The sequence below is a fragment of the Thermodesulfovibrionales bacterium genome, assembly GCA_035686305.1.
Lineage (GTDB): Bacteria > Nitrospirota > Thermodesulfovibrionia > Thermodesulfovibrionales > UBA9159 > DASRZP01.
In genome coordinates this window covers 1-13564 of the sequence record DASRZP010000136.1, presented here as the reverse complement: position 1 = coordinate 13564, position 13564 = coordinate 1, and the positions used below count along the sequence as shown (strand labels likewise).

The following is a 13564-nucleotide window of genomic DNA, read 5'->3' as shown; positions in this document are numbered from 1 at the left end:
TATAAGGACTAAGGATTGTTGCCATAGAGCACGAGAGACAATTTATACTTTCTTGCCGGTTATATATATCTTGCTGAATATACATCGACACAAGAAATAAAGGCTCTTAAAGATGAGGACGTCATTTTCGAGACAATGACGGCCAAGAATGTGCAGACTATTATGAGACCATTAATAAGAATCATTTCTTGCCTTGCTCTGGTCATCGAGACTATGAAACCACCTGTTCAGCATGACCTCGTCCTTCATAAGCGGAATCTCTGATATACTGCTCTTGTGCCTGAGGAGAAGATCGACAGGCCGTCTGCAATAATAGAGATAGATCCTCTTCGACGACAATGGGACTCCATACTTCTTGGCTATGACCTCCCGGGAAGGGAAGAAGGCCCTGAAAATTTTTCGAATTGCGCAGTAGACATTCTCCTTGCTGAGGGAGTGGACCAAATCGTGGGATGCACCCGTGCGCGTCTCTTCCCTGATGAAGATCTTCTTTGCCATCAGGTTCAGGGCTTCATGATCACCGTGAGCCGCTCTGCAATTGGTCATGAGCTTTGACGAAATACGGTCTTCCATAATCTTTTGGACAAGGCAGACCACAAACTCAACGAGGCTAAAGGCCCCTTGGACCCCAGTCTCCTGACCGAATATTTTTGGGCCAATATCGTCCCCATGCCGTTTGAGGATCAGAAATATGTCAGAGATCTGCATCAGTGCCCCTCTGCTCGTAAAGATGCGTTGATTATTGTAAGGGAAACGATGCTTCAGGAAGTGAAGAGAGAGGTGCAGAAGGGCATCTTCCGGAGAGAGGATGCGAACGTTATCCCCAAAGTGTTCTCCATGATGCGCTCTTCTCCAAAAACCCTCCGTGACATCGGATACGAGACCATGAATTCCTGATGAATCGGTCTTGCTCGTGATATGCCAGTGAAGCTCGACCAAGACAGACTGCTCAGGATAGACATAACCGATGTGGCAATAGTTCTCTCTCCACCATTCAAGGGTATTGCCTCCATGGAAGACATACCCCAATTCAGAGAGTCTCCGCTCTGCCTGAAAAAGATCTTCTCTCTTAACCATGATGTCAACGTCGTTCATGGGCCTCATCCCGATATCGGGATAGAGGGTCTTCGCCAATGCCGCGCCTTTTAGGAGAATTACCTCGATTCCTTCTGCCCGAAAGGCTTCCAAGACTCTCCCTAACTCAGCGTATAAGAGCATATTCCTCCCCCATGCAGCATAATAGGCTTCTTTCAGCACATCAATTGCCTTCGGGGGAACGAAGCGACGCTCCGGCATATCTTTCAGGGTGCCGTATACCAGAGGAGCGACAGTATGCCAGGAAGCGGAGTCGATGATTTCATCCCAGTCCAGTGAGTTTTTTGAGATATCTTTTATTGCAAAGGCGGCATCCCTGCCGGACCGGATGCAGGACAACAGGAACCTGTCTTCATGGGAGAGATTCATGTGAGGCCTCTCTTTTTCTTGCTGATATCCTCAGCAAACATCGGGGACAAACAACCCTGTACTCAGATAGCGGTCTCCTCTGTCAGGAAAGATCACGACAACTTTCTTGCCCTTCCCAAGTCTCTCTGCAACTTCTCTTGCAGCCCACATTGCAGCTCCGGAGGATATACCGGCGAGGATTCCCTCTTTCAGGGAAAGCTCTCTCGTCGTCCTTGCTGCGTCATCGTCACTAACAGGAATTATCTCGTCATAGATCTTTGTATTGAGAACACCGGGATAAAAACCGGCTCCGATGCCTGCGATCTTATGGGGGCCGGGAGCACCTCCCGAAAGAATGGCAGAGCCAGCTGGTTCCACAGCGACAATTAGGACATCCGGCCGTTTTTCCCGCAGAACCTCCCCAACACCGGTAATCGTCCCTCCTGTGCCGACTCCTGCAACAAAGGCGTCAGGTAGGCCCAGGGCATCGATGATCTCAATTGCCGTTGTCCTTCGATGGGCCCCTGGATTGGCCGGGTTCTCAAACTGTACCGGCATGAAATAACCGGGGTTGTTCTTGGAGATAACCTCAGCCTTTTCGAGGGCTCCGAGCATCCCTCTTTCACCCGAGGTTAGAACAAGTTCGACTCCATAAGCTTCGAGCAGCTGCCTCCGCTCCATCGACATCTTCTCGGACATTGTGAGGATTAACCTGTAGCCTTTTACTGCCGAGACCATCGCAAGTCCTATCCCCGTATTGCCGCTCGTGGGCTCTATGATAGTGCCACCCGGTTTGAGCTTTCCTTCCTGCTCTGCTGCCTCGATCATCGCGAGGGCGATCCGGTCCTTCACAGAGCCCCCCGGATTCATGCCTTCGAGTTTTGCCCATACCTCGGCAGCCGAGTCGGAGATGAGATGATTGATCCCCACCATTGGAGTATTGCCGATAAGGCCGAGAATTTCCTTATGGAGTTTCACGAGGACCTCCCCTGAGGTATTCGCTCAATTATAGCACAGGAGGTGATTGCGCCATTCTCACTGTCGCTCCTCTCGACTTCCCAAAATTGACTTTTCTCTCAGCCCTGCTATACCCTCTAATCACGATGAAGGTGCTCCTTCAGAGGGTTCTTGAGGCGTCGGTGATGGTCGATGCCGAGGTTGTCGGGCAAATTGGAAAGGGCATGCTGCTTTTGCTCGGCATCGAGAAGGGAGATGGACTGACGGACATCGATTACCTTGTCAGGAAGGTTACGGATTTGAGACTCTTTGAAGACGGGCAGGGCAAGATGAATCTCTCGGTTCGCGACACTTGCGGAAGTATCCTCATTGTATCCCAGTTCACTCTTTCAGCAGACTGCAGGAAAGGAAACCGGCCTTCCTTTGATAAGGCCGAAGCTCCTGAAAGGGCTGAGGAACTTTATAATCTCTTTGTCAAGAAAATGGAAGATCTCGGGATACCCGCCGCCACCGGACGGTTTGGCGCATATATGAAGGTGAGCCTTGTCAATGACGGTCCTGTCACATTTCTCCTCGATTCCCGCAGGTCATAAAGGCGGGTCCGTTAAAGAGAGTTGACCTTCATCCTAGAAATGAGGCAAAATATACCTAAAGGGTCAATGAGGGCATGACCTGCTAACGTTTCTTTTTGAAAAGCAGATATGAACATTTGGCAGGTGACCCTATAAACCTGATGGCCGTCTTAGACCCTGCCCCGACAGGTCCATGAAATGATGGAGAACATTCCGTGAAAGACATTCAATACGTAATCCTGAAGAAGGGGAATTTTGATGGCTTCATTTCGAGGCTGTCGAATCTCCAGCGCCTCGTTGCGCCGGTCTCGAGGGGATACAACAATTATGCCTTTCAAGATGTGACATCAGGAGACCAGATCGCCCTGAACTATGTGCCCACCATCCTGCCGTCAAAGAAATTCTTTATGCCCCAGCAAGAGACCCTCCTCGAATACAACACCAGCAAGGGATTGGTCGCACAGGCTGTCGTCGAATATGAGAAGATGGTGCTCTTTGGGGTCCACACCTGCGATCTTGCCGGGATCCAGTGTCTCAACATGGTTTTCTCGAGGCGCCCCAAGGACTATAATTATCTTATTCGCAAGAACAGGATCTCTATCATCGGTCTCGAGTGTAACGCGTATTGCGACGAATTTGCGAGCTGCAACCTTGTGAATGCGAGCATGCCTTCAGGAGGCTATGACCTCTTTTTTACTGACATGGGAGGACATTTTATCATCCACGTCAATACCCAGGTGGGAGATGAGATCATCGATGCGACAAACCTTTTCGAACAGGCCTCCAGAAGCCACTTGCAAGAGCTTCTCAACCTGAGGGAGCAGAAGAGGGCTATCTTTAAGAATGAGGTGGATGTTGAGCCCCGCCATATCCCGGAACTCTTTGACAAGTCCTTCGAGAGCGACATATGGAAAGATTTGGGAGAGAGGTGTCTTGCCTGCGGCAACTGCACGAATGTATGTCCCACCTGCTACTGCTTCGATCTCATCGACGAAGTGACCCTTGGGCTGAAAAGCGGGAGACGGTTCAGGAGATGGGACTCCTGCCAGCTTGAGCCCTTCGCAGTGGTGGCCGGCGGAGAGAACTTCAGGAAAGACCGATCGACAAGACAGCGCCACCGGTATTACCGCAAGTTCAGGTACCCGGTGGATAAGTACTCCCGGTTCTTTTGCACAGGGTGCGGTCGTTGCAGCAGGACCTGCATGGCCAAGATAAATCTTAAAGAGACCCTTAACGCACTTGTGGAGAGCGGCACAGCCAGAGTATGGAAAAAGTGGTTATAAAAGAATCGAATTATAACGTAAAGACGGGCAAGATCATCCGAACGAAACAGATGACGGAGTACGAAAAGCTCTTTGAGATAGCCCTGGAGGGGGGAACAAGCCTCGACCATGAACCGGGACAGTTCATTATGCTCTCCGTATTCGGCGTCGGAGAGATACCGATTTCCATATCCTCTTCCCCGGCAACGCGCGGCTCCTTTGATATCTGCGTGAGGGCCGTCGGAAAGGTCACGACTGCACTCCATAGGCTTGAGGCAGGAGATGTCGTCGGTATCAGGGGACCTTACGGCAGGGGCTTCCCGATCAGGATACTGGAAGGGAACGACCTTCTCATCGTTGCCGGGGGACTCGGCATAGCCCCCTTGAGGTCCTTGATCAAGCATGTCCTCTTCAACAGACGGGACTTCGGGAAGGTCCACATCCTTCTTGGCTGCAAGTCGCCAAAGGATATGCTCTTTGTCGACGAGCTCGAGCAGTGGAACAGCCGCATGGATGTTTACTATGAATGCACCGTTGACCGCGCTGCGCCGGACTGGGCCGGAAATGTGGGGCTCATCACCACCCTTATCCCTGGCGTCCATCTTGAGCCCGAGAGGACCTTTGCCATCATCGTGGGGCCTCCCATTATGTATAAGTTCGTTATCAGGGAACTCCTTGCCAAGAATATACCCGAACGCCAGATCATTCTTTCCTTTGAGCGGCACATGAAGTGCGGGATGGGGAAATGCGGCAGGTGCCAGATACAGGGCCTTTACGTCTGCCAGGACGGACCGGTTTTTAATTATGCCGATATTAAACAGATGAGCGAGGCACTCTGATCATGAAGAAGCCAAGGGTCGCTTTTTTTGACTTTGCCTGCTGTGAAGGATGCCAGTTGCAGGTGGCAAATCTTGGAGAGGCACTCTTCGATATGCTTGACGTCATCAACGTCGTTGAGTTCAGGGAAGTAATGTCGGAGAAATGGGACGGGGAGTTGGACATTGCGGTCGTCGAAGGGAGCATCACCGACCGCCATGCCGAGGAGCGGATCAGAAAGATCCGCGAGAGATCGAAGGTCATTGTTGCCTACGGTTCCTGCGCCACCATCGGCGGGGTAAACGGGATGAAGAACGGTTTTGACCTTGATGACATACGGGAATACGTCTATGGGTCCCTGTACAAGTCCTATCAAACCGAAAAGACAAGGCCTGTCCATCAGGTCGTGAAGGTCGACTATTTTGTGAACGGCTGTCCTATATACCCCCCTGAATTTGTTGCGGTGCTGAAGGCTGTCCTCCAGGGCGCTCCCTACTATGTGCCTGATTATCCTGTCTGCGTTGAATGTAAACTGAACGAGAACGTCTGCATGTACGAAAGGGGTGTCACCTGTCTCGGCCCTGTGACGCGGGCAGGATGTAACTCATGGTGTGTCAATAACGGAAACATCTGTTATGGATGCCGGGGCATGGTCTCGAACCCGAATGAAAAAGGGACGAAGACCGTGATCGAACGTTATAAGATTCCCCTGGACCTCATCCTCAATAAGATGAACATGTATAATGCATGCAGGGAAACAGGTCACCATGAATAAACGGGATGTCAAGATCAACGTCGAATACCTTACCAGGGTTGAAGGGCACGGGAATATTGTTGTTAACGTCAAGGACGGGAGCCTCGATATTTGCCGGTTAGATATTGTCGAATCGCTCCGGCTCTTTGAGGGAATGCTGAGGGGCCGTTCGATCTTCGAGGCCCAGCACATCACAAGCAGGATATGCGGCATCTGTGCGTGCGGTCATACCCTTGCATCCATCCAGGCAGCTGAGGACGCCCTTGGCGTTACACCATCCGAACAGACGATGAAACTGCGGAAACTCCTCCTCCATCTCGAGATCCTTGACAGCCACATCCTCCATATCTATCTCCTCGTAGCGCCTGATCTTTTGGGTGTGAAGAGCTTCGTGCCTCTCGTCGACACGCACAATAAGGTCGTGCGAAGGGCGCTGCGCCTAAAAAAGACCTGCAATGACCTCTGCAACATCCTCGTCGGCCGCCATGTCCATCCGATTTCCGCCACGATCGGCGGGTTTACGAAGTTGCCCGGTGAAAAAGACCTTGATGATATGCTCAACTTGCTGAAAGGCATGGTGCCTGATATCCAGGCCACGGTTGAATTGGTATCGACCTTCCGGTTCCCGGAATTCGAGCGCGATACCGAGTATGTTGCACTCGTGAGTGATACCGACGAGTATCCCCTCCTCATGGGCGATCTCGCCTCTACCGACGGTGTCAGGAAGGGCAAGAAATCATACAAGAGCATTACGAATGAGTTCGTCGTCTCTCATTCCTCGGCGAAACATACCAGGCTCAGCAGGGGATCGTATGCTGTCGGTTCGCTGGCTCGGTTCAATCTCAACCATGACAAGCTCCGTCCGAAGGCCAGGGAAGCGGCTTCTCTCCTGGGAATCAGGCCGAAGTGCGTCAACCCCTATCTTAATACCGCTGCGCAGTTGATCGAAACCGTCCACTGCCTCGAAGATGCCATCGCCCTTGTGGAAGACCTCAAGGAAGAGGGAATCGCCCGTGATGAGGCGATCCTCGTGGCCCTGAACGAAGAATCCAGGATTCCGGTGAAGGCAGGAAGTGGCGTCGGGGCTGTTGAAGTACCCCGGGGCGTTCTCTTCCACCACTATGAGATTGACGAAAAAGGGATCATAAGAGATGCAGACTGCGTCATCCCGACAAACCAGAATCTCGGCAATATCGAAGATGACATGGAAAAGCTCGTTCCTGAGATCCTCAACAAGAGTGACGAAGAAATAACCTTCTCCCTCGAAATGCTCGTCCGTGCCTATGACCCCTGCATATCATGCTCAACCCATTTTCTGAACGTGACCTTTGTTAACCGCTGAGATTAAGGACCTCTTCAGGCCCCTTGAAAAGGGGATAACGCTCGTTATAACGGTGGGAAACACCTTCAGGTCAGACGACGGTGTAGGCCCTTACGTGGCGAGGAATATCGCGGAGTCAAAGGGCCACATCTCCGTTCTTGATGCCCGCGACAAGCCGGAAAACGTTCTTGACAAGGCAGTCGACCTCAGACCTCTGCGGACGATCCTTATCGATGCTGCGGACTTTGGCGGCCGCCCCGGCGAGGTCCGCTTGATCCCTGGAGATTCCTTTCCCGACACAACGCTCAGTACCCACATCTTTCCGCTGAGGATCATAGCGAAGATCCTCTCTGAGGACACAGGGGCAGAAGTCCTCTTCCTGGGGATACAGCCAGGAAACATGTCATACGGGGAAGACCTTTCTCCGAGGGTGAAGGAGTCAGCCGAAGAGATCATCGCTCTCCTCAAGGGATGAGGGAGCACCCGATCCCTTCCCCCCATCGTTGCCACTGCGGCCACCGAAAAGCTCTCTGACGTTGAAAAGATAGCGGAATAGTCATACAATATTCACATGGAAAAGAGACCGAAGCTCATCAAGGAAGATATCAAAAAGGTCCTCAAGGATACCTTCAAAGACCTCAGGGATGATGTCCTCATCGAAGTCTATACCAAGAAGGGTATGAATGATACGTTTAACGATACCCTCGTGGAACTCGTGAGAACTCTTGCCGAGATAACAAGGAAGGTTAAGCCTTCATACCATACGATCGGTGACGAGCGTGCGGATAAGCGAGGAGTCACACGATCACCGACACTTCTCATAGCTCCCGACAAATACAGAATTCGTTTTACCGGCGCTCCCCTGGGAGAAGAAGGCCGCTCGCTCATCTTGGCCATTCTGATGGCTTCGACAGGCAGCGTTATCATCTCAGAGAAATCGCTCAGGAAGATCATGGAGCTTGATACAAAGCGCGAGATACAGGTCTTTGTGAGCCCGACGTGCCCCTACTGTCCCCAGGAGGTCATGTATGCCCTCTCGGCAGCAATCGCAAAGAGTGATCTCGTATCCGCCGAAGTCATCGAGATCTTCGAGAACAGGGATATTGCGGACAAGTACGGGATTGTCTCCGTTCCCCAGACCTTCGTCAACGGTATCCTCACCTCTCCCGGCGCAGAGCCTGAAGAGTACTTTGTGGAATCCCTTGTGACCCTGAAACGTCCTGAAATTGTCCCGACAGAGGTCTCTGACAAGCCTATCGAAAAGGATCTCGTGATTGTCGGTGCAGGGCCTGCCGGGATGACAGCGGCAATATATGCTGAAAGGGCCGGCCTCAAGACCGTAGTCCTTGAAAGGGAGAACATCGGCGGACAGGTGACGATAACCCCTGAGGTCGAAAACTACCCGGGGTTCTCAAGGATTCCGGGAAAGACGCTCGTGGACATGATAGCCCAGCAGGCGTCACAGTATGCCGAGATGCACCTGTCGGAGGAGATCAGAGAGATAGAGAAGGTTGAAGACGGATTCCATGTGAAGACGAACTGGGCGATTTACATAACCACGGGGATCATCATTGCAACCGGCGTAAGCAACAAGAGGCTTGATGTGCCGGGAGAGAGCAGGCTTTACGGAAGGGGCGTGAGCTATTGTGCCGAATGCGATGGGTACTTTTTTAAGGACGGCAAGAAGGTGATCGTTGTCGGCGGTGGTAATACTGCCGCCACCTATGCCCTCTATCTTCACACGCTGGGGGCCCATGTGACCGTTGTCCACAGGAGAGATACCTTAAGGGCAGAGAGACGTCTTCAGGAGGGTCTCGAAAAGGCAGACATACCTATCCTCTGGAACAGCAGGGTAAAAGAGATCCTCGGAGATAAGGTTGTTCGTGCTGTCGAGATCGAGAACATAAAAGAGAACATTATCAAGGAAGTGGTCGTGGATGGTGTCTTCGTTGCGATCGGGTACGTGCCGAACAACGAGATTGCGAAGATGCTCGGGATCGCGACGGACAATGACGGGTATATCAAGGTCGACAAGAAGCAGAGGACTTCCCTCCCGATGGTATATGCGGCTGGTGACATCACCGGCGGCGTCAAGCAGATTGTCGTGGCGGTGTCAGAAGGGTCACTAGCCGCCCTTACCGCCTTTGAAGACATTGCAAGTCCCTACTGGAAGGAAGAGCAGGTGAGGGTGCCTGTCCCCTGATCTGAGGCCGTCAGATGTCTTCTGCTGATTTCTGCTCGACGTTACCGCTTATCAAATCCATGGTCTCTCCGTAACAGCGCCTTTATCCTTGCGAGCAGTTCCGAAAAAGCAAAGGGCTTTGTGAGATAGTCGTCAGCTCCGACGTTAAACCCCTCAACCCTGCTCGTTACGGAATCGAGCCCCGTAAGCATCATGATCGGCGTTCTCACTCCCTGTTCTCGTAACCTCCTACAGAGGTCGATCCCGCTTATCTTGGGAAGCATTACATCCAAGATCATGAGGTCGTAACCATCCGAGGTGGCCAGATGGAGACCTGCTTTGCCGTCATCAGCCACGTCTACTGAGTAGCATTCCTCCTCCAGGCCCAATTTGATAAAACCCGATACGCTCTTGTCATCTTCGATGAGGAGTATTCGCATTCGTTTGTTGAGACGATCGAGAAGAGTTTATTCAGCGAAAACCTACTCGGGGGATTCCTCCGTACACTTGATCGCATCAAAGGCCAGAAGGATTCTCGTTTCCTTTTCTCTTCTTTCTGCAGGGTAAGGCATGAAGTGTATGGTCTTGATCATCTCAGCTGCCTGATCCTTGGCAGGCAGAGCGTTTAATCCCTCGCCGACAAGTCTTCCCGTTACTGAATCGAGGAGACGCGCGCGCACTCCGTCGGTCACAACGATCAGGGGGATCTGATACTCACCGACAACCCTCGCAAAGGAGATCAGATGCCGCTCCCTCGATTCCAGGGCTCCTGGCGAACACTTAATGGCCATAAGCCTTCTTCCGGCAACATTGACGACGTAATCAACCGAGGTGGATTCGCTCTTGCCGTCAAGGAATATCTGAAAGGGGCGGTCAGTCTCGATATCCCCAGGGCCATAACCCTTTTCTGTAAGGAGGTACCCCTTCACCGCCTCTCTGATGACCGAACGGCTTATGACCGCAGCTTCTTCGGTCTTTTGGATCTTTTCCTCGATCAGTTTCTTGCGATCAGAGATTTCCGGCATGCGGCCTCTTAGTGAAAGGATTTCTCCTTAACAAGGATCACCTGTAAAGGAACGGAGTTTACCAAAACACCATCCACATAGTTTTCAATCCAGTATGTCCCCGGCTCCTTGAACTCAATATTCAAATGGATCGAAATATCCCTGTGCCGGTATCGTGCATCGGTAAGCCGCAAGCGCGTCTGTGTCTCGCGAAGGACCGCCTTTCTGTCCGGCGAGAGTATTCGCAGCAAGGCATCGAATTCCCCTGTACCGTCGCTCCACTCGTTCATAATCGCGAGTCTCAGCTGGACGGCAGGGAATTGCGTTGCATAGATATTCTCAAAGAGCCCCATGAGACTGATCTTCCCTCCGACTTCCTGCCTGATGTCATCGCAGACAAGGGTGAAATTCAGTGCTGGTCTCGTCTTCTCGGCCATTTGTTATTATACCTCAATCAGTCAGAATCTTCTTCAGCAATGCGCAGCCAAAGACGAGTGATAAGATGATGACGATCTTCCCCCACCTGCCTCACAAGATCCATGACTGGATAGATGCTTGTGACAACAGGGACCTTTTCCGCATGGGAAACACCACCCGTGGCAAAGAGAAGAACGATGAGAATCAGCACGTGCACCTTTCTCATGATTGTGGAATCTATTGTAGTGTGATATCAGGAGAAATTCAACCGGCAAGATGAGAGATCAATCTCTTGATGGAAGCAACGATCGAACTATGGTAACCTTTGTATGTGAAGAGGAACAGGCCAACATTAACGGGAAGTCGTGAGATGATCTTGAAACAGCCTGCTGGCGATCTTGCGGTGACACTGTGAAAGCGCTTATTACAGGCGGGACAGGCTTCATAGGAAGTCACGTTACCAACCTCCTGGCAGGAGATCACCATGCTGTGAGATTTTTTTCGAGGAGTCTGGAGATTCCTGAGTGGCTGAAGGGCAGAGATGTTGAATTATTCCGCGGTGATCTCGAGAAGCCCGATTCTGTTCTCAATGCCATGGAAGGGATAGACGTCTTCTACCACATCGGCGAAATAAGGAACAGGACAAGGGCCACATCAGAAAAGAATATAAGACTCATGGAGACGATCATTGAGAACCTTGGGAAGAAGGGGGTGAAACGCATTGTGTTCGTCAGCTCCATAACTGTTTCCGGCATTCCGTGCTGCATCCCGGCCGATGAAGATACGCAGCCAGAAATATCTTTGGAAGACCACTATACGCTCTACAAGAAGAGATGTGAAGAACGTCTAAAGACTACTCTTGACGGAAGTGAATATGCGATCATCAGACCAGCTCCCGTCTTTGGTCCGGGCTCTAGATACCTGGGGAAGTTGATTGATGCGCTCGATATCATAGGGCCTGTGGGCGTCCCTTTTCCCGGAGACGCCAAGAACCTTGCGCCCCTGATACACGTAAAAGACTTGGCGAAAGCCATCTATCTTGCGGGGATAAAACCTGCTGCATCGGGCCAGACCTTTATCCTTACCGATGGCCTTCGCCACAGCTGGTTAGAATTCTTCAGTTCCATATCAACAAACCTTGGCAGGAGATTAAGAATCATAACGATCCCTCCGCTCCTTCTCCGCGTCTCCGCAATACCGTTCGATCTCTTCTCAGGCATCTTCGGCATTACGCTCAATCTCACCAATTACGCAGGCTACTTTTCAAGAGACCTCTATTTCGACAACGGAAAGGCGCGCGATCTCCTTGATTGGCAGGCTGAATACAGCCTCATTGACGGGGTTAGGGAGATGGTTGAAAGTTACCGGACAGGGAGAGGGCGCTCACGGTAGTCCGCTTGTTATTGAAGAAGATGGAAGATATTAAGGGTGGTCGTCACTTTCGATAACAAAGACGCAAAAACTTCTGAACCGATTAAGGCAAGAAACGGGTCTATTCGAGGAACATCGCCATAATTACCTCATCGATGTAATCCGTGCCGATCCTGAACTGTTTCCTCTTTGTGGCCTCTTCAACAAACCCTGCCCTGCCGAAGAGATTAAGAGAGCGCTTATTGGTAGTAAATATGCTCGCCTCCAGTTTCTTGAATCTATGCTCAACCGCCCATTTAACCGTATACCGTAACATCTCAGAGCCGATACCGAGTCCCCGGTAAGTCTTCGTGAGATGGAGCCCGATGTTGAGGATGTGCGCCGTCTGCTGCCTATGCCCGCCGTCTGACTGCAGCGCAGCGAGGCTTCCGACCACAGCACCGTTTGCGATTGCGACGAGAAGGAGGTTGCTCTTGCGGTCCATGTCTCTGATATACTTTGCTTCCGTCTCCGGATTCTTGTCATGTTTTTCCATTAAAACATAACTGCGCTCGAGGGATGTAGAACTGACTGTATTGATGATCTCTCGAGCATCTTCAGGAACCGCTTGCCTGAGAGTGATCAACTCACCGTTTTTTGCTGTAAATTTATGGACTTCTTCCATATCCTGGCCCCGATCAGATGCTGCCCATGATTATCTGCAACAACTCACAGATTTACCAGGCCTCAAAAAGTGAACACTCTCTTACAGGCCAGAGATTTCTGCGATAGATCATACCTTGTAATCTACAACCATTGATGGAACCTGTCAAGTAGTCATTTCGTGTAGATTTTTATGTGAGGCAACGGGTATGCTGACGTTTCTTGAGTCCCAGAAAAGTGCCGGCGTCGAAGACTGTTATCATTTTTATGAGGCATAAGTGCCAGAAAATGAGAGATATTGGAACAAATTCTAGCATAATGAAAGAAACATTTTAATATTTCTCTATTTTGATGCTTTTTCTGCATTGACTATATTCACAGAAATGGTATTCTAAATATAGAAGAAAAGCGGAATCGTGCAAGACGAGAGATTTTCTGCACAAAAAGGGAATCTTCTTGAGGGTTTCTTTTTTCTCTGCAGTACCTTGAGGCTAAGGCGAGCTGAGGGAACAGCTAAAAGAAAAGGGAATCAGCGTGCGGATGTAGTGATGCAAGCCCCGAATCTGATAAGAAGAGGGGAAGCCTAAGCAACTGCCAAGATACCCACTTTGTTGGAGCCTCAGGAGCTCAAAACCTCAAGGTATTGTGGGGATGTTCTTTGAAAACTAAAAAAGTAGGCCACGTCGATATTTGAGTAAACCAGTATCAAATGAGAGTTTGATCCTGGCTCAGAACGAACGCTGGCGGCGTGCTTAACACATGCAAGTCGGACGGGGTCATTGGTGTAGCAATACATTGATGACTTAGTGGCGGACGGGTGAGT

15 protein-coding genes and 1 rRNA gene are annotated in these 13564 nt (G+C 50.9%); 9 read left to right on the top strand and 7 right to left on the bottom strand.

Annotated elements, in window-relative coordinates:
* Positions 1 to 171: 171 nt before the first annotated feature.
* Both VFG09_15015 and cysK read right to left on the bottom strand, forming a co-directional pair.
* Positions 172 to 1464: a nucleotidyltransferase family protein gene (locus VFG09_15015; GenBank protein HET6516462.1), complete on the bottom strand. Its 1293-nt coding sequence runs from the start codon at positions 1462 to 1464 to the stop codon at positions 172 to 174.
* A gap of 30 nt (positions 1465 to 1494) precedes the next feature.
* On the bottom strand, positions 1495 to 2421 hold the full coding sequence (cysK, locus tag VFG09_15010; GenBank protein ID HET6516461.1) for a cysteine synthase A: 927 nt from the start codon (positions 2419 to 2421) through the stop codon (positions 1495 to 1497).
* Between the two features lie 125 nt (positions 2422 to 2546).
* Here cysK and dtd point away from each other — a divergent pair, with 125 nt between their 5' ends.
* From dtd to VFG09_14975, 7 genes are all read left to right on the top strand, one after another.
* Positions 2547 to 2993: a D-aminoacyl-tRNA deacylase gene (gene dtd, locus VFG09_15005; protein HET6516460.1), complete on the top strand. Its 447-nt coding sequence runs from the start codon at positions 2547 to 2549 to the stop codon at positions 2991 to 2993.
* A gap of 194 nt (positions 2994 to 3187) precedes the next feature.
* Positions 3188 to 4255: a 4Fe-4S dicluster domain-containing protein gene (locus tag VFG09_15000; protein ID HET6516459.1), complete on the top strand. Its 1068-nt coding sequence runs from the start codon at positions 3188 to 3190 to the stop codon at positions 4253 to 4255.
* A complete protein-coding gene (locus VFG09_14995; protein HET6516458.1) occupies positions 4237 to 5073 on the top strand; it encodes an FAD/NAD(P)-binding protein in 837 nt (278 codons plus the stop codon). The genes VFG09_15000 and VFG09_14995 overlap by 19 nt, the downstream gene beginning before the upstream one ends.
* Positions 5074 to 5075: 2 nt before the next feature.
* Positions 5076 to 5825: a cytochrome B gene (locus VFG09_14990; protein ID HET6516457.1), complete on the top strand. Its 750-nt coding sequence runs from the start codon at positions 5076 to 5078 to the stop codon at positions 5823 to 5825.
* A complete protein-coding gene (locus VFG09_14985; GenBank protein HET6516456.1) occupies positions 5818 to 7146 on the top strand; it encodes a Ni/Fe hydrogenase subunit alpha in 1329 nt (442 codons plus the stop codon). Before VFG09_14990 ends, VFG09_14985 begins: the two co-directional genes overlap by 8 nt.
* On the top strand, positions 7133 to 7600 hold the full coding sequence (locus tag VFG09_14980) for a hydrogenase 3 maturation endopeptidase HyCI (protein ID HET6516455.1): 468 nt from the start codon (positions 7133 to 7135) through the stop codon (positions 7598 to 7600). The genes VFG09_14985 and VFG09_14980 overlap by 14 nt, the downstream gene beginning before the upstream one ends.
* 96 nt (positions 7601 to 7696) lie before the next feature.
* Entirely contained in the window at positions 7697 to 9328 is a 1632-nt protein-coding gene (locus VFG09_14975) for an FAD-dependent oxidoreductase (protein ID HET6516454.1), read from the top strand.
* Positions 9329 to 9369: 41 nt separating this feature from the next.
* On the opposite strand, the gene VFG09_14970 is transcribed toward VFG09_14975, so the two are convergent.
* The 4 genes from VFG09_14970 to VFG09_14955 are packed head-to-tail and all read right to left on the bottom strand — an operon-like array spanning position 9370 to position 10954.
* A complete protein-coding gene (locus VFG09_14970; GenBank protein ID HET6516453.1) occupies positions 9370 to 9747 on the bottom strand; it encodes a response regulator in 378 nt (125 codons plus the stop codon).
* A 42-nt stretch (positions 9748 to 9789) separates the two neighbouring features.
* On the bottom strand, positions 9790 to 10332 hold the full coding sequence (locus tag VFG09_14965) for a type I restriction enzyme HsdR N-terminal domain-containing protein (protein HET6516452.1): 543 nt from the start codon (positions 10330 to 10332) through the stop codon (positions 9790 to 9792).
* Between the two features lie 8 nt (positions 10333 to 10340).
* Complete coding sequence (locus VFG09_14960; protein HET6516451.1) at positions 10341 to 10748, bottom strand: hypothetical protein; 408 nt, start codon at positions 10746 to 10748, stop codon at positions 10341 to 10343.
* A gap of 17 nt (positions 10749 to 10765) precedes the next feature.
* Positions 10766 to 10954 carry a hypothetical protein gene (locus VFG09_14955; protein HET6516450.1) on the bottom strand — a complete coding sequence of 63 codons (189 nt, stop codon included), beginning with the start codon at positions 10952 to 10954 and terminating at the stop codon, positions 10766 to 10768.
* A gap of 185 nt (positions 10955 to 11139) precedes the next feature.
* Between VFG09_14955 and VFG09_14950 the strand changes: the two genes are divergently transcribed.
* Positions 11140 to 12120, top strand: a complete 981-nt coding sequence (locus VFG09_14950) for an NAD-dependent epimerase/dehydratase family protein (protein HET6516449.1) — start codon at positions 11140 to 11142, stop codon at positions 12118 to 12120.
* Positions 12121 to 12220: 100 nt separating this feature from the next.
* Here VFG09_14950 and VFG09_14945 read toward each other — a convergent pair whose 3' ends face one another.
* Positions 12221 to 12763, bottom strand: a complete 543-nt coding sequence (locus VFG09_14945) for a GNAT family protein (GenBank protein ID HET6516448.1) — start codon at positions 12761 to 12763, stop codon at positions 12221 to 12223.
* Between the two features lie 683 nt (positions 12764 to 13446).
* Between VFG09_14945 and VFG09_14940 the strand changes: the two genes are divergently transcribed.
* Positions 13447 to 13564 (top strand): 16S ribosomal RNA (locus VFG09_14940); the annotation flags it as partial.